Below are 18,662 nucleotides of genomic sequence, written 5' to 3' on the forward strand. Positions count from 1 at the left end.
TTTCTTTTTCTCTCTCTATCAGGGTTATGGCAAACTACCGCTTTTGCACCATTTTCGCTGCCACGTCGGGCAACAGAGGAAGAATAATCCACATGAAATGGCTATGTTCAGTAGGTATCGCGGTGAGTCTGGCCCTACAGCCAGCACTGGCGGATGATTTATTCGGCAACCATCCATTAACGCCCGAAGCGCGGGATGCGTTCGTCACCGAGCTGCTCAAGAAAATGACGGTTGATGAGAAAATTGGTCAGCTGCGCCTAATCAGCGTCGGCCCGGATAACCCGAAAGAGGCGATCCGCGAGATGATCAAAGACGGGCAGGTGGGAGCGATTTTTAATACCGTAACCCGTCAGGATATCCGCGCCATGCAGGATCAAGTGATGGAACTGAGCCGCCTGAAAATTCCTCTCTTCTTTGCCTACGACGTGCTGCACGGTCAGCGCACAGTTTTCCCGATTAGCCTCGGTCTGGCGTCCTCTTTTAACCTCGACGCAGTGAAAACCGTCGGGCGCGTTTCAGCTTATGAAGCGGCGGACGATGGCCTGAACATGACCTGGGCGCCGATGGTCGATGTCTCGCGCGATCCTCGCTGGGGTCGCGCTTCCGAAGGTTTTGGTGAAGATACCTATCTCACCTCAATTATGGGTAAAACCATGGTTGAAGCGATGCAGGGTAAAAGCCCGGCAGATCGCTACTCGGTGATGACCAGCGTCAAACACTTTGCTGCTTACGGTGCGGTTGAAGGCGGTAAAGAGTACAACACCGTCGATATGAGCCCGCAGCGCCTGTTTAATGACTATATGCCGCCGTACAAAGCGGGGCTGGACGCAGGCAGCGGCGCGGTGATGGTGGCGCTGAACTCACTCAACGGCACGCCTGCAACTTCTGATTCTTGGCTGCTGAAAGATGTTCTGCGCGACCAGTGGGGTTTTAAAGGCATCACGGTTTCCGATCACGGTGCAATCAAAGAGCTGATTAAACATGGCACGGCGGCAGACCCGGAAGATGCGGTGCGCGTGGCGCTTAAGTCCGGGATCAACATGAGCATGAGTGACGAGTATTACTCGAAGTATCTGCCTGGGTTGATCAAGTCCGGCAAAGTGACGATGGAAGAGCTGGACGACGCTGCCCGCCATGTACTGAACGTTAAATATGATATGGGGTTATTTAACGACCCATACAGCCATCTTGGTCCGAAAGAGTCTGACCCGGTTGATACCAATGCCGAAAGCCGCCTGCACCGCAAAGAAGCACGTGAAGTAGCGCGCGAAAGCCTGGTGTTGCTGAAAAACCGCCTTGAAACCCTGCCGCTGAAAAAGTCGGCAACCATTGCGGTGGTTGGTCCACTGGCGGACAGCAAACGTGACGTGATGGGCAGCTGGTCCGCAGCTGGTGTTGCCGATCAATCCGTGACTGTACTGACCGGGATTAAAAATGCCGTCGGGGAAAACGGCAAGGTGCTGTATGCCAAAGGGGCGAACGTCACCAGTGACAAAGGTATTATCGATTTCCTGAATCAGTATGAAGAAGCAGTCAAAGTCGATCCGCGCTCGCCGCAAGAGATGATTGATGAAGCGGTGCAGACGGCGAAACAATCTGATGTGGTAGTGGCTGTGGTCGGTGAAGCCCAGGGGATGGCGCACGAAGCCTCCAGCCGGACCGATATCACTATTCCGCAAAGCCAGCGCGATTTGATTGCGGCGCTGAAAGCCACCGGAAAACCGCTGGTGCTGGTGCTGATGAACGGTCGCCCGCTGGCGCTGGTGAAAGAAGATCAGCAGGCCGACGCGATTCTGGAAACCTGGTTTGCGGGTACGGAAGGGGGTAATGCGATTGCCGATGTGTTGTTTGGTGATTACAACCCGTCCGGTAAGCTGCCGATGTCCTTCCCGCGTTCTGTCGGGCAGATCCCGGTTTACTACAGCCATCTGAATACCGGTCGTCCGTATAATGCCGACAAGCCGAACAAATACACTTCGCGCTATTTTGATGAAGCTAACGGGGCGCTTTATCCGTTCGGCTATGGTCTGAGCTACACCACTTTTACCGTCTCTGATGTGAAACTTTCTGCGCCGACCATGAAGCGTGACGGTAAAGTGACCGCCAGCGTGCAGGTGACGAACACCGGTAAGCGCGAAGGGGCAACGGTGATTCAGATGTACCTGCAGGATGTAACGGCTTCCATGAGTCGTCCGGTGAAGCAGCTGAAAGGTTTTGAGAAAATCACCCTGAAACCGGGCGAAACTCAGACCGTCAGCTTCCCAATCGATATTGAGGCGCTGAAGTTCTGGAATCAGCAGATGAAGTATGATGCCGAGCCTGGCAAATTCAACGTCTTCATCGGCACCGATTCCGCACGCGTTAAGAAAGGCGAGTTTGAGTTGCTGTAATGCTTTAGTAAGGGCGCGAAATTTGCGCCCTTTGCCTGATGCGCTGCGCTTATCAGGCCTACAGGGTGTTTGCAACTTGTTTAATTTTTACCCTTTGTAGCGCCGCATCCGGCAAGATACACCGGGCAAGATATGCCCTTTAAGTATTTATCTGATTCTGCAACTGAATCCGCCCTGTCAGGCTAACCCCGCTATTATCAACTATGCTTTTCTCTTAATTCGCTGAAAACAACAGTAAAAGAATGAGGAAAGCATCATGCCACTCTCAAAGCTCTGGGCGGGTTCACTGGTTATGTTGGCAGCTGTGAGCCTGCCGCTACAGGCGGCTTCCCCCGTTAAAGTCGGTTCGAAAATCGATACTGAAGGCGCACTACTCGGCAACATCATCTTGCAGTTACTCGAAAGCCACGGCGTACCGACGGTGAATAAAGTCCAGTTGGGAACAACACCCGTGGTGCGCGGGGCAATTACTTCCGGCGAACTGGATATCTATCCGGAATATACCGGCAATGGTGCTTTCTTCTTTAAAGATGAAAACGATGCAGCGTGGAAAAATGCCGGGCAGGGCTACGAGAAAGTCAAAAAGCTCGATGCGGAGCAAAACAAGTTAATCTGGCTGACGCCCGCACCTGCGAATAACACCTGGACCATCGCCGTGCGCCAGGATGTGGCAGAGAAAAACAAACTCACTTCGCTTGCCGACCTGAGCCGTTATCTGAAAGAGGGCGGCACCTTCAAACTGGCAGCCTCGGCAGAGTTTATCGAACGCGCCGATGCGTTACCCGCTTTTGAAAAAGCCTATGGCTTTAAACTCGATCAGGATCAGTTGCTGTCACTGGCCGGTGGCGACACGGCGGTGACGATCAAAGCCGCTGCCCAGCAAACCTCTGGCGTTAATGCGGCGATGGCTTACGGCACTGACGGCCCGGTCGCGGCGCTGGGGCTGCAAACCTTAAGCGATCCGCAGGGTGTTCAACCGATCTACGCGCCTGCACCAGTGGTGCGTGAGTCGGTGTTGAAAGAGTATCCGCAAATGGCACAGTGGCTACAGCCAGTCTTCGCCAGCCTCGATGAAAAAACGTTACAAAAACTGAATGCCAGCATTGCTGTGGAAGGACTGGATGCCAAAAAAGTGGCTGCCGACTATCTGAAACAAAAAGGGTGGACGAAGTAATTTCCCGTGACTTATCTACGTATTAATCCTGTTCTGGCGCTGCTGCTGTTGCTGACGGCAATCGCAGCGGCGCTGCCGTTTATCAGCTATGCACCTAACAGGTTAGTCTCTGGTGAGGGACGTTATCTCTGGCAACTGTGGCCACAAACGATCTGGATGCTGGTGGGCGTTGGTTGCGCCTGGCTGACTGCCTGTTTTATTCCCGGTAGAAAAGGCAGCATTTTTGCACTCATTCTGGCGCAATTCGTCTTCGTATTGCTGGTGTGGGGAGCTGGAAAGGCGGCGACACAACTGGCGCAAAATGGCAGTGCGCTGGCGCGTACCAGCCTCGGCAGTGGTTTCTGGCTGGCTGCGGCGCTGGTACTGCTGGCCTGTAGCGATGCCATCCGCCGAATTTCCACGCATCCGCTGTGGCGCTGGTTGTTGCATATGCAGATTGCCATTATTCCGCTGTGGTTGCTGTACTCCGGCACGCTTAACGATCTCTCGTTAATGAAAGAATACGCCAACCGTCAGGATGTGTTCGATGACGCGCTGGCGCAACATCTGACCCTGCTGTTTGGTGCGGTGCTGCCTGCGTTAGTGATTGGCGTGCCGCTGGGCGTCTGGTGCTACTTTTCCACTGCGCGGCAGGGGGCGATTTTTTCTCTGCTCAATGTCATTCAGACCGTGCCTTCGGTGGCGCTTTTTGGCCTGTTGATTGCGCCGCTTGCCGCGCTGGTTACTGCCTTTCCGTTGCTGGGTACGCTTGGTGTGGCAGGAACAGGCATGACGCCAGCACTGATAGCGCTGGTGCTCTATGCTTTGCTGCCTCTGGTGCGCGGCGTGGTAGTCGGCTTGAACCAGATCCCGCGTGATGTGCTGGAGAGCGCCACAGCGATGGGTATGAGCGGGGCGCAGCGTTTCCTGCATGTCCAGTTACCGCTGGCGCTGCCAGTATTTCTGCGCAGCCTGCGGGTGGTGATGGTGCAGACCGTCGGTATGGCGGTGATTGCGGCGTTAATTGGTGCGGGTGGCTTTGGGGCGTTGGTTTTCCAGGGGCTGCTAAGCAGTGCCATTGATTTAGTGTTGCTGGGGGTGATCCCGGTAATTGTTCTGGCGGTGCTTACCGACGCGCTGTTCGATTTGCTTATCGCACTGCTGAAGGTGAAACGTAATGATTGAATTTAGCCATGTCAGCAAACTGTTCGGCGCACAAAAAGCCGTTAACGATCTCAATCTCAATTTTCAGGAAGGGAGTTTTTCGGTGCTGATCGGTACATCTGGCTCCGGTAAATCCACCACCCTGAAAATGATTAACCGCCTGGTGGAGCATGACAGCGGAGTGATCCGCTTTGCCGGAGAAGAAATTCGCTCGCTGCCAGTGCTGGAGCTGCGCCGCCGGATGGGCTATGCCATTCAATCTATTGGCCTGTTTCCCCACTGGAGCGTGGCGCAAAACATCGCCACCGTGCCGCAATTACAAAAATGGTCGCGGGCGCGGATTGACGCTCGTATCGACGAACTAATGGCGTTACTGGGGCTGGAACCGAATTTGCGTGAGCGTTATCCGCATCAGCTTTCCGGCGGTCAGCAGCAACGTGTGGGAGTGGCGCGCGCGTTGGCTGCCGATCCGCAAGTCTTACTGATGGATGAACCCTTTGGCGCGCTGGACCCGGTAACGCGCGGCGCGTTGCAACAAGAGATGACGCGCATTCACCGTTTGCTGGGGCGAACCATTGTGCTGGTCACTCATGATATTGATGAAGCACTACGGCTGGCAGAACATCTGGTGTTAATGGATCACGGTGAAGTGGTGCAGCAGGGCAATCCGCTGGCGATGCTGACTCGTCCGGCAAACGATTTTGTCCGCCAGTTTTTTGGGCGCAGCGAACTGGGTGTGCGTCTGTTGTCATTGCGTAGCGTAGCGGATTACGTGCGCCGCGAAGAACGGGCTGAAGGTGAGGCGCTGGCAGAAGAGATGACGCTACGCGATGCGCTCTCCCTGTTTGTTGCGCGGGGATGCGAAGTGCTGCCGGTGGTCAACACGCAGGGCCAGCCTTGCGGCACGCTGCATTTTCAGGATCTGCTGGTGGAGGCGTAAGCGTATGAAGATGTTGCGCGATCCGCTGTTCTGGCTCATTGCTCTGTTTGTGGCGCTGATCTTCTGGCTGCCTTACAGCCAGCCGCTGTTCGGTGCTTTATTTCCGCAACTGCCGAGGCCCGTTTATCAGCAAGAAAGCTTTGCAGCCCTGGCGCTGGCCCATTTCTGGTTGGTGGGAATTTCGAGTTTATTTGCGGTGATCATTGGCACTGGTGCTGGAATTGCTGTCACTCGCCCGTGGGGCGCGGAATTTCGCCCACTGGTGGAAACTATTGCCGCCGTTGGGCAGACTTTTCCGCCCGTCGCGGTGCTGGCGATTGCCGTTCCGGTGATTGGGTTTGGCCAGCAACCGGCGATTATCGCGCTGATCCTTTACGGCGTGCTCCCCATCTTGCAGGCGACACTTGCCGGGCTGGGAGCGATTGATGCCAGCGTGACCGAAGTTGCCAAAGGCATGGGAATGAGCCGTAGTCAGCGACTGCGCAAAGTCGAGTTACCGCTGGCTTCGCCGGTGATTCTGGCGGGCGTGCGGACTTCGGTGATTATCAACATTGGCACGGCGACGATCGCCTCAACGGTTGGGGCCAGTACGCTGGGTACGCCCATCATCATCGGGCTTAGCGGATTTAATACCGCTTATGTGATTCAGGGGGCGTTACTGGTGGCACTGGCGGCGATCATCGTAGACCGCCTGTTTGAACGGCTGGTGCAGGCGCTTAGCCAGCACGCAAAATAAAGGTATAACCTGCGAGCATTACGCCACCGATACCGCCTAACGCCATAAACAGGAACAGGGTGATAACCCCAATTTTAGCTATGCGCATAATGCACTCCTTATGTTAACGAAAGGATTGTACAGTAAAGCGCATTTGTTAACGAATCATTAAATGCCGAGTGAGAAAATATCATGCCCTTGTTCCTGCCAACTGGTGAGTTGCTGCTGTTGGGCGGAGGTTCGATTTTCACCGCACCACACCAGCAATGTACGGCCTTCGAACAGTTCAGGGCGTAGTTGATTGAGCGAGTGGGCGAGGACATCAATGCGCCATCCTTGTTGACTGGCAATCCAGCCCTCCAGCCACAGACGAGTGGTATCCTGAATATTCCAGCCAACCACCAGCGCATCTTTGCCCTGTTTTTTACGTGCCGAAGCCAGGCAAATGGCGATGTAGTTGATCAGTACGCCGTCCAGAATCGCCAGCAGTGCCTGGAGAGTCGGTTGTTGGCACTGAAGCCGTCGGCGCAGAGGAATGAACAGATGTGTGGTGAGCGTCTGGGCGGGATAATCCTGACCACGCTCTTTGATCCACATTCGCAGACTTTGCAGGTTGCCACTTTGCAGGTAACTAAGCAGAGTTTCTTGCTGATCGCGCCAGCCGTTCTGCACATCAACATTCTCATTACTGAGTAGCATTTTAACTTTGCTGACCTGCACACCGTTGTCGATCCAGCGTTTGATCTCCCGGATCCGGTCGATATCGGCATCGTTGAACAGGCGATGACCGCCGTCTGTGCGCTGCGGTTTTAACAGCCCATAACGCCTCTGCCACGCGCGTAACGTGACAGGGTTGATATCACAAAGCAACGCCACTTCACCAATCGTGTAAAGCGCCATCGTCCCACCCTTGCTTGCGAGGTCCCAGCATAACTGTAGACGTTCTTTTATGAACCAGGTAGTTTTGGCCGTTTTTTGATCTCGATTAGGATGATTTTGTTTTTGCCAGGTTGTTTTGAGTGATCGTACTCACGATTTTTCATTTTTCTGCAACAGTTCAAAGAAAGTTGAACGCGAGCAATGTATGTTACGCGTTTTAAAGGGACGTGTGGTTTGCGGGTATGTACGATTTTAATCTGGTGTTGCTGCTGCTTCAGCAGATGTGCGTTTTTCTGGTCATTGCGTGGTTGATGAGTAAAACGCCATTATTCATACCGTTAATGCAGGTCACTGTTCGTCTGCCGCATAAATTTCTCTGCTATATCGTCTTTTCCATCTTCTGCATCATGGGCACCTGGTTCGGGTTACACATCGACGACTCGATTGCTAATACGCGAGCGATTGGCGCGGTGATGGGCGGCTTACTCGGTGGTCCGGTAGTGGGCGGACTGGTTGGTCTGACCGGCGGTCTACATCGATATTCGATGGGGGGCATGACTGCGCTGAGTTGCATGATCTCGACGATCGTCGAAGGATTGCTCGGCGGGCTGGTACATAGCATCCTGATCCGCCGCGGGCGTACCGATAAAGTCTTTAACCCCATTACCGCTGGTGCCGTCACGTTCGTCGCGGAAATGGTGCAAATGCTGATCATCCTGGCGATTGCCCGGCCTTATGAAGATGCGGTGCGTCTGGTGAGTAATATCGCTGCGCCGATGATGGTAACCAACACCGTGGGCGCGGCGCTGTTTATGCGCATTTTGCTCGATAAGCGCGCGATGTTTGAAAAATACACCTCGGCTTTTTCCGCTACCGCGCTGAAAGTTGCGGCCTCGACGGAAGGCATTTTGCGCCAGGGCTTTAACGAAGTGAACAGCATGAAGGTGGCCCAGGTGCTGTATCAGGAGCTGGATATTGGCGCGGTAGCGATTACCGATCGCGAGAAACTGTTGGCTTTTACTGGTATTGGTGACGACCATCATTTACCCGGCAAACCGATTTCTTCGGCTTATACCTTAAAAGCCATTGAAACCGGAGAAGTGGTTTACGCCGATGGCAACGAAGTGCCCTATCGTTGCTCTTTGCATCCGCAGTGCAAGTTAGGCTCAACGCTGGTGATCCCTCTGCGTGGTGAAAATCAGCGGGTGATGGGTACCATCAAATTGTATGAAGCTAAAAATCGGCTGTTCAGCTCGATCAACCGCACGCTGGGGGAGGGGATTGCACAACTGCTTTCGGCGCAGATCCTCGCCGGGCAGTATGAGCGGCAAAAAGCGATGCTCACCCAGTCAGAGATCAAACTGCTTCACGCCCAGGTCAATCCCCATTTTTTGTTTAATGCGCTTAACACCATCAAAGCCGTGATCCGCCGTGACAGCGAACAGGCCAGTCAGCTGGTGCAGTATCTTTCCACTTTTTTCCGCAAAAACTTAAAGCGGCCTTCGGAGTTTGTTACTCTCGCCGACGAAATTGAACATGTGAATGCTTATCTGCAAATTGAAAAGGCGCGCTTCCAGTCTCGGTTGCAGGTCAACATTTCTATTCCGGAGGCGTTATCTCAGCAGCAATTGCCCGCGTTTACCCTACAACCGATAGTGGAAAACGCCATTAAACATGGGACATCACAACTCCTGGATACGGGGAGAGTGGCAATTAGCGCCCGACGTGATGGGCAACATTTAATGCTGGAGATCGAAGACAATGCCGGTTTGTATCAACCGGCAACCAATGCCAGCGGGCTGGGGATGAATCTGGTGGATAAGCGTTTACGTGAACGGTTTGGCGATGACTACGGGATAAGCGTCGCCTGTGAGCCTGATAGTTACACCCGAATAACGTTACGACTGCCATGGAGGGATGAGGCATGATTAAAGTCTTAATTGTCGATGATGAACCGTTAGCTCGGGAAAACCTGCGTGTGTTTCTGCAGGAGCAGAGTGATATTGAAATTGTCGGCGAATGTTCAAACGCCGTAGAAGGGATCGGCGCGGTGCATAAACTGCGCCCGGATGTGCTGTTTCTCGATATCCAGATGCCGCGTATCAGCGGTCTGGAAATGGTGGGCATGCTTGACCCAGAACATCGCCCATATATTGTTTTTCTCACCGCGTTTGACGAATACGCTATAAAAGCCTTTGAAGAACATGCCTTTGATTATCTATTGAAGCCGATTGATGAAGCGCGGCTGGAGAAAACACTGGTGCGTTTGCGACAGGAGCGCAGCAAGCAGGATGTTTCACTGTTACCGGAAAATCAGCAGGCGCTGAAATTTATCCCTTGTACCGGTCATAGTCGTATTTATTTGCTGCAAATGAAAGACGTGGCGTTTGTTAGTAGTCGAATGAGCGGTGTTTACGTTATCAGCCAGGAAGGGAAAGAGGGCTTCACAGAATTAACTTTGCGCACGCTGGAGAGCCGCACACCGCTACTGCGCTGCCATCGACAGTATCTGGTTAACCTCGCGCATTTACAGGAGATTCGCCTGGAAGATAACGGTCAGGCTGAGTTGATTTTGCGTAATGGATTAACCGTCCCTGTCAGCCGCCGTTATCTGAAAAGTTTAAAAGAGGCGATTGGCCTGTAAAAGACTGCTAAAATGGCTTTTTGCCTCATTAACACCCGAAGGCCTCATGCTAAGTAACGATATTCTGCGCAGCGTGCGCTACATTTTGAAAGCCAACAATAATGATCTGGTGCGTATCCTGGCGCTGGCTAATGTTGAAGCCACCGCGGAACAGATCGCCGTCTGGCTACGTAAAGAAGACGAAGAGGGTTTTCAGCGTTGTCCGGACATTGTTTTGTCTTCATTCCTGAATGGTTTGATTTACGAAAAACGCGGCAAGGATGAGTCTGCTCCGGCACTGGAGCCGGAACGTCGCATTAATAACAACATCGTGCTGAAAAAATTACGCATCGCGTTTTCGCTTAAAACCGATGACATTCTGGCGATCCTGACCGAACAGCAGTTCCGCGTTTCCATGCCGGAAATTACTGCAATGATGCGTGCCCCGGATCATAAAAACTTCCGCGAATGCGGCGATCAATTCTTGCGTTATTTTCTGCGTGGACTGGCAGCGCGCCAGCATGTGAAGAAAAGCTAAGGCGAGATGGCGGCCATGCAAGAACATGGCCGCCGACAGATTATTTCACTTCTTTAAAACCAGCAGCAGCCATGACCAGTTCAATCTGCTTCATGCTGACACCTTTGCTGGTATCTTCATCACCCATCTTGATACCGGAAATGCCCTGCAGGGCTTTCAGATCAACTTTTTCCATATCGATATTTACATTTTCCTGCGCGTAAGTATCGGTATAGGTTAATTTTTCTTCAACGCCCGGAATGTTTTTGTATTTGGCGCTTAATGGCTCAAGTTTCTTAGCTGCATCTTCTTTGGTGGTTGCACCAATGGTTGCAAACTGAATTTTGGTTTCTGAAGATTGCTTAATCACTTTGTCGCCTTTGTAGACATAAGTAATGGCAATTTCAGTACCGTTCAGGTTAGCGCTAAATTTCTTAGATTCTTCTTTGTCACCGCAGCCTGCGAGAGAGAAAACCAGAACAGATGCAACAACGAGGGAAAACAGCTTGTTGAAAGCCTTCATGTAAAACTCCATTTTATCAAAATCAGGAAACTGGTGACTCTCACCAGGGCGCTATAGAATATGCTTTATACCTTGTTTTGAGCAGTCCGGAAATGGAGTAGAACTCTTAATAAAAAGCATCTTGCCCTCCTTGTTACTCAAGCATCAGTAATAACTGCTCGCAAAGTAAAACACAGTTATTCAATGCTTCTACCCTTGAATCGCATTCCGGGTTACGCAATTGTGCCAACACATGCGCCAGCCGATAAAAACCCACTGCGGTAAGTTCATTCGCCAGCAATTCGGCCTGACCAATAGCGCTTTGTTCCTGATAGTGCCAACCGTTATGTAGCAGTTGAATGAGCAATGTCTGGCAGCGCATCAGCAACTGATGCGCGGTGGACGGCACAGGAAGAACGTTGGCAGAAGGTAGCGGTACAACTGGCGCAGCTTCTGCATCGAGTGCCCAGGCGCGGGTTAGCGTCATCATTACCCGCGGCTCCAGCGTTAACTGCCCGTCGACAAAACGGACAAACCCAGAAACCAGATTCACGGGATCATCCGTCTGCTGCAAAAGCGCCGCCATGCGTTCAACCGCAAAGGGGGCGCAGGCAGAGGCTGGCAGCGATAACGTCAGCACATTATTTTCACCTTCGCCGCTAATCACCTGCGCATCCAGCGTCTGGCGGCTGCTGTCCCATCCCAGCGAAATACACTCCACCACCGGCAGAATAAATAAATTATCCACCTGATTAAGCGGCCGGACGCAGACTGGCTGGCGCAAGTGTAAGTATTCCCGCAAAGCTTCAATGCCGGGCTGGCGCAACGGCGCCCCCAGCATTTGCCAGGCATCAGGCGACAGTGGGACAACACTGCTTAAGCTGTTGCGAGTAGCTAACAGCAGCTCGCCTTCGGCACTGCGACGCGCGGCTTGTGAAACAATTTGCCCACCTGCCAGTGCGCCAGCCTGAAAACTAAACAGCCGACGTGTGGCAGCCGGTGAGTTTTCCTGTTCGCTTCTCGGCCAACTGCGCGAAAGGTGCAAAATACTGCCGGTGTCGGGATCGGTGAACCAGATGCGTAAACCATACTGCTCAATATCCTGCCAGCAACGCATACCTAGCGACACCAGCCGCAGATGATCAAGCTTTGCTTCTCCGGCAATGCCTGCGCCAACCACCGTGCGCCACGGCATGGGAGGAATTTCACCAATACTGTCGCGGCGCGCCATTTCTTGTGCACTGTTCAAGCGACTGGTTAACGCCGCCAGCTGACGCAGGCATTCTCCGGCGTGGTAGTGGCTGGCGCGGGCGTGGAAGGCATCAACGCTTGCCCGTAGCTGTCGTATTGATTCACTCACCCAGCGCCAGTTGCAGGTCTCTGCCGCCTGCAATGCGCGGTTGAATGCTGCCTCGTAATGGATGAGCGGCTGGCTGATGCCGCCAAGCCATAATGCCTGGCTTAATTGCTGAACATATTGACGACACGCGTTGCCCTCGTTGCTGGCAAATGGGTCATCATTCGCGGCAACTTGCTCGCTGCGCATCTGCCAGATCAAATGGGTAAATTCTGTTTGCTGCGCTTTGGCCTGGACAAAGGCCTGTACCGCCAGCACGACATGTTCGCAAAGTGTTCCTTCAATGCAATCACAGCGCGCGAAGCGAATACTGCTGCGGGAATAAAAACGGACATCACTCATTGGTAAGCGAGCAGAGGGAATCTCTCCTGGCGAACAGAACAACTCAATGGTGATGCCTTTAGCGACCAGCGCCTGTGCGCGTTTACGGGTGGCATCGGGTAGGGTTGCCAGCTCTCCCAGCCAGATTGCTGGATCCCACTCTTCTTCTTTTTCCGTGGGCTGGGCGGTAGCGCAAAGTCGTTGATAACTTAACACCAGCATCACGCGATGGCGGCACATGCCGCTGGCCCCGCAGCTGCACTGAGCCTCTTTCAGTGCCTGACCGTTCGTCAGCTGGGTACGGACACCGTCACTGAAGGTGGCGATTAAAGCGCCGTTCTCATGACTGATTTCTGGAACATTGCCATTTTCCAGTTCCTTAAGGCTGCGCTTAACAAAACCGGCATTGCTTAACGCCGTCAGTGCCTGTGGTGTCAGTTCTAATAATTCCGGGCGTAGTGAATTCATGATTGAAGATTCTCCGCCAGCCAGGTAGCCAGCTCGCCCGGCGTCATCGCGGCTATTTGTGCGCCGACATTAACCAGCGCCTGGGCCATATCGCGGTCATAGCAAGGTGTTGCGGTGCTATCGAGCGCTGCCAGTCCCAGCACTTTGATGCCGCTCTGGACACACTTTTTCACCTGATGCGTCAGCAATGATGATGAACCCCCTTCATAAAAATCGCTCACGAGGATAATGATGCTTTTTGCCGGTTGTTCAATAAGTTGCCGACCATACTCCACGGCACTGGCGATATTGGTCCCACCGCCTAATTGTACTTTCATTAATAACTCTACCGGATCGGCAACGTCTGCCGTGAGATCAACCACGCTGGTGTCAAAAGCGACCAGATGGGTACGAATGCCGGGTAACTGCCATAAACAGGCCGCCATCACCGCAGAGTGGATCACCGAATCGACCATCGATCCGCTTTGATCAACCAGTAAGACCAATTGCCATTGTTCACTGTGGCGCTTAATACGGCTGTTAAAGCGGGGGGATTCGATATACAACTTGCCATGTTGCGGGTGCCAGTGTTGCAGGTTGGCGCGCAGAGTACTTTTGAAATTGAAATTACGCGCCAGTGGAATAAATGAGCGACGGCGGCGATCGCGGACACCAGAAAAAGCCTGGCGAACTTCCTTTGCCAGTCGCGCCATAATTTCTTCCACTACCTGGCGCACTATCCGGCGGGCGGCAACCAGCACTTCAGGATTCATCAGATGTTTGGTGTGCAAAACGGCGCGTAGCAGGCTTTCAGAAGGCTGCATACGTTCCAGCACGTCGAGATTCGTCACCACATCTTCAATGCCGTAGCGCAGCACGGCATCGCTTTCCAGCCGCTCAATTACCTGTTGCGGAAACAGCGTGTGAATACTGTTGATCCACTCAGGCGTGGTGAGATTTGAGCCACCTAATCCGCCGGAACGTTCACCACGCTGGATCCGTTCAGGATCGCGCCCGTACAGCCACTCCAGCGCGTGGTCTATTTGTCGGGCGTTGTCTTCCAGTCCACAAAGCGTCGTTTCTGCCGCTTCGCCAAGAATCAATCGCCAGCGTTGTAGCTCACGGGTGGTCAGAAGATCGTTCAGTTCAGACATGGAAAACTCCCCAGTGTTGCAGCGATGCCAGTGCCTGCTGTTCGAGTTGTTGATGATGTGCAATGGCTTGCGGTGGGCAATGCAACGGCATTTGCAGCGCCGAAACGGGAAGTTGCGCCAGTTGATAATGCTCAAGCACCTGATGCGCCAGCGTCCCGCGTTCTCGTGGCGGTAGCCAGGCCATCGCCGCGCGTAAATCGGGCAGGGCGTTGATAAAATCGGCGTCACTTAGTTGATTTAAATGACTGCTGAAACCGGCGATAAATGCAGGCTGACAGGCCAGTTGATGGCGGGCCAGCGCCAGCAAACCGTGCAGCGCCTCGCCGGATTGTGCCGGGGATAACTGCGTCAGCATCGTCAGCGCCGCTTCGGCACTGGCGTTGGGATGTTCCAGACGCATCAGTGCGCCAAGAGCCGCACCGCGATCCAGTGCCGGGGCATGAATCGCCTGACTGCGGCGCTCCAGTAAGGTCACCGCCGCAGAAAGAGAAACGCCGGGGAGCTGCACACCGCTATGTAGATCGCGCAGGATATGACACAACGCTTGCCAGCTATGCAGGTGAGCGTGAAACTCCTTTTCATCCGGTCTTCCGTTAGATTCACACAGCCACAGCGTGCGATCGATAGCCGCGCATAACGTCGTTTGTAATATCTGCGCGCCTTGCATACCGCTAATTTCATCCAGCCGCCATAAGGCATATAGCACTTCCAGCGCCTGGCCCATTTCGGCAAATTGATTTTCCTGGGCGATTAATAATGTGAGTTGCTCCAGTAATTGTTGACTGAAGGACGCCTGACCCGCTAACGCCGCCTGGCTAAGACATGTGGTGATACTGCCGATTCCACCCGCCTCCAGCATATTGGCTTCTAATTTATTGCGTGCGGCTTCCTGGAGTGTGGCACCAAAACAGGCGGCCTCAATCAATGCCGCATGTTGGCTAAGCGGGCGGGTTAATTTCCACTGTTCTTCACCGTTGCCTGCGAGCGTCAGCGTACTTCCGTGCTGGCGCACAATGCCGGGAATCTCGAGTATTGCCAGCCGATGTAACACCTGACTTTGTGCCAGCCCATCGGAGGTAAAGCGATTTAAGGTAAGCTCAGTCGGAAGAGAGATTGCGGTACGTTCCAGTTCGCAGGTGACATCTTTTGGCAGAGGCGGTTGTGGCGTGGAGGGGGCAAGTTTACCGAATCCGTCACCCGCTAATGTGTCTATCAACGTAACCAGAATCGGATCGGTATCGGGATGAATAACTCCGCGATAGCTCCACGGCAACGGCGCGTTCAAGGCTTCTTTAATCAGCGATCCTGCTATAGCATCCAGCCAGTCAGTGCGTAACGGTAGTGTATGACCACGCAACTGTGCCAGAGCCATCGCATGCAGATGAGCGGCAGCCATATCAGCGGTTGAAGCAGGCAAGTGGTGCTGGCGCAAACGGGTAAGAACCGTTTTTAGCAGTTGTTCTCCCGCCTGCCGCAAGCCCCACTGCCAGCACCAGTTTTGCCAGACCGGAGCAGGCATACCGGAAAGGTATCCAGCCAGCACATCAAGGCGCTTTTCACTGTATGGCGTGAGATAGCAACCTGTAACGGCATCTGCCAGCGAGGGCAATTCTGGCTTGTTAATTTCCTGCGGACATTCTCGCCACATTTTTGCCAGTGCAGGAGCGTGCCAGCCACCGCAGACGACTAACACGTCGCCATTGTTTTGCTGCATCGCCCATGCAATCCAGCGGGCCATAAAGGCTTCGCGCTGACGATTGAGTGCATCGCCGGGGAAGTCGCCCCGCAGTTGGGCAAAATAGCGCGCCAGTGCAGAGGGTAATGCAGTTTGCTGGCTTTCATCTTCGAACAAGTGATCCCACAGGGTGTCGCTGTTATCCATGCGGGTGGCACGCAGCAGCAAGGTCTGGCTTTCCTCTTGCGTATCAGGCGAATCGTCCTCTTCTTCACCTTGCGCCCAGCAAGGCAAATCAATGAAGTAAGTTTGTGCCTGAATACGACGTGCGGCTTGTAGCGCCTGCCACTCCGGCGAAAATTCAGCAAATGGCGTCCAGGCACCACGCCCGGGGGCAGCACCGTCCTGATACTGGCAATAACTGTAAATAGCTATCGGAAGCTGGTGGGCTAAAAACAGTTCGTCTACCCGGTCATTAAAATCAGCCGGGCCTTCAATCAACACATATCGTGGTCGCTGGCTTTCGATTAACGATTTCACCAGCCGGGCGCAGGCCGGACTATGATGCCGGATGCCGACAATTAACGGCTCGCTCATGCTCTTTCCTCACGGCAGGCGGTGGCGAGCTTGATAATAAGCCTGCCAGTGAGCTTCTTTATGTGTGGCGACACGCTGTTCGAAGTAACGGCGCAGACGAGCGCGATCTTCTTCGTTATCTTTGACGATGGTTCCGGCAATACAGTCCACCAGGTCGGCTGGCTCCCCCGCGCGATTCGCTAAAAACCAGGCGCGGACGCCCACAGCGTGGGCCACGTTCACGGCTTCAGCGGTGGACATAATCGCTGTTAGTGTATCCATTGACGTTTTCTTTTCGCCGTTGGCACGCAAGTCGCGGAAAGTGCGTACCAGTAACTCCAGTACCGCGTCAGGCACTTTATGCGGAATACCGCTATGGGCCAGCAAACGCGCCGAAGCACTGGCGACCAGCTCCAGCTCCTGGGCGAAATCCATAATCGGAAAAACCGTTTCAAAATCGAAGCGACGCTTTAGCGCGGCACTCATTTCATTGACGCCGCGATCGCGGGTATTGGCAGTGGCAATAATATTAAAGCCTTCTCGCGCATAGAGCTGACTGGCTTCACCAGTGAGTTCCGGCACCGTCATCACCCTGTCAGAAAGCATACCTAACAGACAGTCTTGTACTTCCAGCGGTGTACGCGTTATCTCTTCAAAACGGACAATTTTGCCGTCGCGCATTCCCTGGTAAAGCGGGGCAGGGACCAGCGCTTCCGTTGACGGGCCATGGTTGATAAGCAGGGCGTAGTTCCAGCCGTACTTGATTTGATCTTCGGTGGTAGATGCGCCGCCCTGGATGGTTAACCCGGCATCGCCGCTAATAGCGGTTGCCAGTAATTCAGACAGGAGAGATTTTGCGGTGCCGGGTTCTCCCACCAACATCAAACCGCGTCCGGTGGCAAGAGTGACTAACATACGTTCGACAGCGGAGGGACTAATCACGACTTTACGGCTAATATTTTGCGCTTCGTCGCCAAGGATAAAAGCACGGGCTGCAGGCAAACTTAACTGCCAACCGGGCGGGCAAGGTGCGTTATCATTTTGCTTTAATTTTGCCAGTTCAACGGCGTATAACACAGCAGCAGGCGGACGCTGCAGATGATTATTCTGCGGTGACATATATTCATCCCTGAAATGTATTAAGAAAATAAACGATATTTTACGCGCAATAAATGTTTGGCGCATTAGTTGTTTGAGCGGAAAATATCTGGAAAGCAGATCACAGTAAATAAAAAAACCTGCTGGTGAGGCAGGTTCTTTTATTTACTACTTTGATGTTAAGTTACTGATAGTGCAACATGGCATCTCAACGAACGAATTATAACCACCTCTGGACCGTGTTGCAATTAAGATAATGAGATTTATAATCCTGACTGTTGGGAAGTTGCGCCGGATCGAACCAATTTCAAGTCCTGGCTACCGGACGGGTGGTGCCGCAGGTGGTGCCCTGATCCGGAGTGCAACATGGCGACTCAACATACGTAAACCAGTATCGACAGGCAGTGTAAGGGTAAGGTACTGGTGTTGCGCTCCTTAATAAGGAGAGCGGATGGACACGCTGACACAAAAGTTAACCGTGCTCATTGCCGTACTGGAGTTATTAGTGGCTCTGTTACGGTTGATTGATTTGTTGAAGTAACGGGCAAATTGAAACGCATTTAAGGGGGAATACCGTTTCCCCCTTTAATAAAGCTATACTCGTCATACTTCAAGTTGCATGTGCTGCGACTGCGGGTTATTCGGCCCATCCATGGACCTCACCCCTTACGGGGCCGCTACAAGTAGCGTTCAAATCCACTCCATGCGGATTTGTCGTTCACCCCAGTCACTTACTTTAGTAAGCTCCTGGGGATTCACTCGCTTATCGCCTTCCTGCAACTTGAATTATTTAGAGTATATTTTTCTATTTGTCGGTTGAATATATTTTGTAGTTCACGATTAAAAATTGCTATTACCGTTTCTGGTGATTCACCTCGTAATTTTCGCTCATCAATACACTCATCTCTTATATAAATCAACGCATCATTTATTAGCGGGTCGGCATCATTAAATGTTGGACGTAGCCGGAATCGTTCCAGTCGATAGACGAAACCTGTAAATAATTCAGAGCATTTATGGATCTCAAGTCTGAAGGAAAAAGGATCTTCAGGTACAGGAACCTCATAATCGTAAATAGCGACCAGCTCTTTTGGCACGATCATCGCTTTTCCCGGTGGTAAGTCGTGTTGATAACGGGCAGTTGCATCACT

General features: G+C 52.9%; 16 protein-coding genes and 1 pseudogene. 8 read left to right on the forward strand and 9 right to left on the reverse strand.

What is annotated here, in order from left to right:
• Window positions 1-92 precede the first annotated feature (92 nt).
• The 5 genes from bglX (at window position 93) to yehW (ending at window position 6,383) form a co-directional block, all read left to right on the forward strand.
• The gene (bglX, locus tag FEK43_RS11120; protein WP_130207038.1) at window positions 93-2,390 is read left to right on the forward strand and encodes a beta-glucosidase BglX; all 2,298 of its coding nucleotides are present in this window, start codon (window positions 93-95) and stop codon (window positions 2,388-2,390) included.
• A 256-nt stretch (window positions 2,391-2,646) separates the two neighbouring features.
• Complete coding sequence (gene osmF / locus FEK43_RS11125) at window positions 2,647-3,564, forward strand: glycine betaine ABC transporter substrate-binding protein OsmF (protein WP_135407346.1); 918 nt, start codon at window positions 2,647-2,649, stop codon at window positions 3,562-3,564.
• 6 nt (window positions 3,565-3,570) lie between these two features.
• Window positions 3,571-4,728 carry a glycine betaine ABC transporter permease YehY gene (gene yehY / locus FEK43_RS11130; RefSeq protein WP_135407343.1) on the forward strand — a complete coding sequence of 386 codons (1,158 nt, stop codon included), beginning with the start codon at window positions 3,571-3,573 and terminating at the stop codon, window positions 4,726-4,728.
• Complete coding sequence (gene yehX, locus FEK43_RS11135) at window positions 4,721-5,647, forward strand: glycine betaine ABC transporter ATP binding protein YehX (RefSeq protein WP_135407341.1); 927 nt, start codon at window positions 4,721-4,723, stop codon at window positions 5,645-5,647. Before yehY ends, yehX begins: the two co-directional genes overlap by 8 nt.
• Window positions 5,648-5,651: 4 nt before the next feature.
• Window positions 5,652-6,383, forward strand: a complete 732-nt coding sequence (yehW, locus tag FEK43_RS11140) for a glycine betaine ABC transporter permease YehW (protein ID WP_135407339.1) — start codon at window positions 5,652-5,654, stop codon at window positions 6,381-6,383.
• Here yehW and FEK43_RS11145 read toward each other — a convergent pair.
• Both FEK43_RS11145 and mlrA read right to left on the reverse strand, forming a co-directional pair.
• Window positions 6,364-6,471, reverse strand: coding sequence for a protein YohO (locus tag FEK43_RS11145; RefSeq protein WP_064526871.1), 108 nt, complete (start codon window positions 6,469-6,471; stop codon window positions 6,364-6,366). The genes yehW and FEK43_RS11145 overlap by 20 nt on opposite strands.
• Before the next feature lie 59 nt (window positions 6,472-6,530).
• Window positions 6,531-7,262, reverse strand: a complete 732-nt coding sequence (mlrA, locus tag FEK43_RS11150) for an HTH-type transcriptional regulator MlrA (RefSeq protein WP_130207028.1) — start codon at window positions 7,260-7,262, stop codon at window positions 6,531-6,533.
• A 221-nt stretch (window positions 7,263-7,483) separates the two neighbouring features.
• Here mlrA and btsS point away from each other — a divergent pair, with 221 nt between their 5' ends.
• The 3 genes from btsS to FEK43_RS11165 are packed head-to-tail and all read left to right on the forward strand — an operon-like array spanning window position 7,484 to window position 10,402.
• A complete protein-coding gene (gene btsS, locus FEK43_RS11155) occupies window positions 7,484-9,169 on the forward strand; it encodes a two-component regulatory system sensor histidine kinase BtsS (RefSeq protein WP_130261142.1) in 1,686 nt (561 codons plus the stop codon).
• Window positions 9,166-9,885 carry a two-component system response regulator BtsR gene (gene btsR / locus FEK43_RS11160; RefSeq protein ID WP_130207024.1) on the forward strand — a complete coding sequence of 240 codons (720 nt, stop codon included), beginning with the start codon at window positions 9,166-9,168 and terminating at the stop codon, window positions 9,883-9,885. The genes btsS and btsR overlap by 4 nt, the downstream gene beginning before the upstream one ends.
• 46 nt (window positions 9,886-9,931) lie before the next feature.
• A complete protein-coding gene (locus FEK43_RS11165; protein WP_130257535.1) occupies window positions 9,932-10,402 on the forward strand; it encodes a DUF1456 family protein in 471 nt (156 codons plus the stop codon).
• 40 nt (window positions 10,403-10,442) lie between these two features.
• On the opposite strand, the gene FEK43_RS11170 is transcribed toward FEK43_RS11165, so the two are convergent.
• The 7 genes and pseudogenes from FEK43_RS11170 to FEK43_RS11195 form a co-directional block, all read right to left on the reverse strand.
• Window positions 10,443-10,904, reverse strand: a complete 462-nt coding sequence (locus FEK43_RS11170) for a YehR family lipoprotein (RefSeq protein ID WP_130207020.1) — start codon at window positions 10,902-10,904, stop codon at window positions 10,443-10,445.
• 133 nt (window positions 10,905-11,037) lie between these two features.
• On the reverse strand, window positions 11,038-13,029 hold the full coding sequence (locus FEK43_RS11175; protein WP_135407336.1) for an SWIM zinc finger family protein: 1,992 nt from the start codon (window positions 13,027-13,029) through the stop codon (window positions 11,038-11,040).
• On the reverse strand, window positions 13,026-14,162 hold the full coding sequence (locus FEK43_RS11180; protein WP_135407334.1) for a VWA domain-containing protein: 1,137 nt from the start codon (window positions 14,160-14,162) through the stop codon (window positions 13,026-13,028). Before FEK43_RS11180 ends, FEK43_RS11175 begins: the two co-directional genes overlap by 4 nt.
• Window positions 14,155-16,434 (reverse strand): DUF5682 family protein, encoded by a 2,280-nt coding sequence (locus tag FEK43_RS11185; protein ID WP_135407332.1) that lies wholly within the window; start codon window positions 16,432-16,434, stop codon window positions 14,155-14,157. The genes FEK43_RS11180 and FEK43_RS11185 overlap by 8 nt, the downstream gene beginning before the upstream one ends.
• 9 nt (window positions 16,435-16,443) lie before the next feature.
• On the reverse strand, window positions 16,444-17,532 hold the full coding sequence (locus tag FEK43_RS11190; RefSeq protein WP_001313986.1) for a MoxR family ATPase: 1,089 nt from the start codon (window positions 17,530-17,532) through the stop codon (window positions 16,444-16,446).
• A 539-nt stretch (window positions 17,533-18,071) separates the two neighbouring features.
• Window positions 18,072-18,143 (reverse strand): annotated as a pseudogene (locus tag FEK43_RS23075) (hypothetical protein); the annotation flags it as partial.
• A 123-nt stretch (window positions 18,144-18,266) separates the two neighbouring features.
• On the reverse strand, window positions 18,267-18,614 hold the full coding sequence (locus FEK43_RS11195) for a hypothetical protein (protein WP_135407329.1): 348 nt from the start codon (window positions 18,612-18,614) through the stop codon (window positions 18,267-18,269).
• Window positions 18,615-18,662 lie beyond the last annotated feature (48 nt).

The sequence above is a fragment of the Escherichia sp. E2562 genome (assembly GCF_005781075.1).
In the GTDB taxonomy this organism is placed as follows: Bacteria; Pseudomonadota; Gammaproteobacteria; order Enterobacterales; family Enterobacteriaceae; genus Escherichia.

Excerpts from the sequence above, each read along its gene's own strand:
- FEK43_RS11175 (WP_135407336.1), bottom strand. The coding sequence starts at position 13,029 with ATGAATTCACTACGCCCGGAATTATTAGAACTGACACCACAGGCACTG.
- FEK43_RS11170 (WP_130207020.1), bottom strand. The coding sequence starts at position 10,904 with ATGAAGGCTTTCAACAAGCTGTTTTCCCTCGTTGTTGCATCTGTTCTG.
- btsR (WP_130207024.1), top strand. The coding sequence starts at position 9,166 with ATGATTAAAGTCTTAATTGTCGATGATGAACCGTTAGCTCGGGAAAAC.
- FEK43_RS11145 (WP_064526871.1), bottom strand. The coding sequence starts at position 6,471 with ATGCGCATAGCTAAAATTGGGGTTATCACCCTGTTCCTGTTTATGGCG.
- yehW (WP_135407339.1), top strand. The coding sequence starts at position 5,652 with ATGAAGATGTTGCGCGATCCGCTGTTCTGGCTCATTGCTCTGTTTGTG.
- bglX (WP_130207038.1), top strand. The coding sequence starts at position 93 with ATGAAATGGCTATGTTCAGTAGGTATCGCGGTGAGTCTGGCCCTACAG.
- osmF (WP_135407346.1), top strand. The coding sequence starts at position 2,647 with ATGCCACTCTCAAAGCTCTGGGCGGGTTCACTGGTTATGTTGGCAGCT.
- mlrA (WP_130207028.1), bottom strand. The coding sequence starts at position 7,262 with ATGGCGCTTTACACGATTGGTGAAGTGGCGTTGCTTTGTGATATCAAC.
- FEK43_RS11195 (WP_135407329.1), bottom strand. The coding sequence starts at position 18,614 with ATGATCGTGCCAAAAGAGCTGGTCGCTATTTACGATTATGAGGTTCCT.
- FEK43_RS11190 (WP_001313986.1), bottom strand. The coding sequence starts at position 17,532 with ATGTCACCGCAGAATAATCATCTGCAGCGTCCGCCTGCTGCTGTGTTA.
- btsS (WP_130261142.1), top strand. The coding sequence starts at position 7,484 with ATGTACGATTTTAATCTGGTGTTGCTGCTGCTTCAGCAGATGTGCGTT.
- yehX (WP_135407341.1), top strand. The coding sequence starts at position 4,721 with ATGATTGAATTTAGCCATGTCAGCAAACTGTTCGGCGCACAAAAAGCC.
- FEK43_RS11180 (WP_135407334.1), bottom strand. The coding sequence starts at position 14,162 with ATGTCTGAACTGAACGATCTTCTGACCACCCGTGAGCTACAACGCTGG.
- FEK43_RS11165 (WP_130257535.1), top strand. The coding sequence starts at position 9,932 with ATGCTAAGTAACGATATTCTGCGCAGCGTGCGCTACATTTTGAAAGCC.
- FEK43_RS11185 (WP_135407332.1), bottom strand. The coding sequence starts at position 16,434 with ATGAGCGAGCCGTTAATTGTCGGCATCCGGCATCATAGTCCGGCCTGC.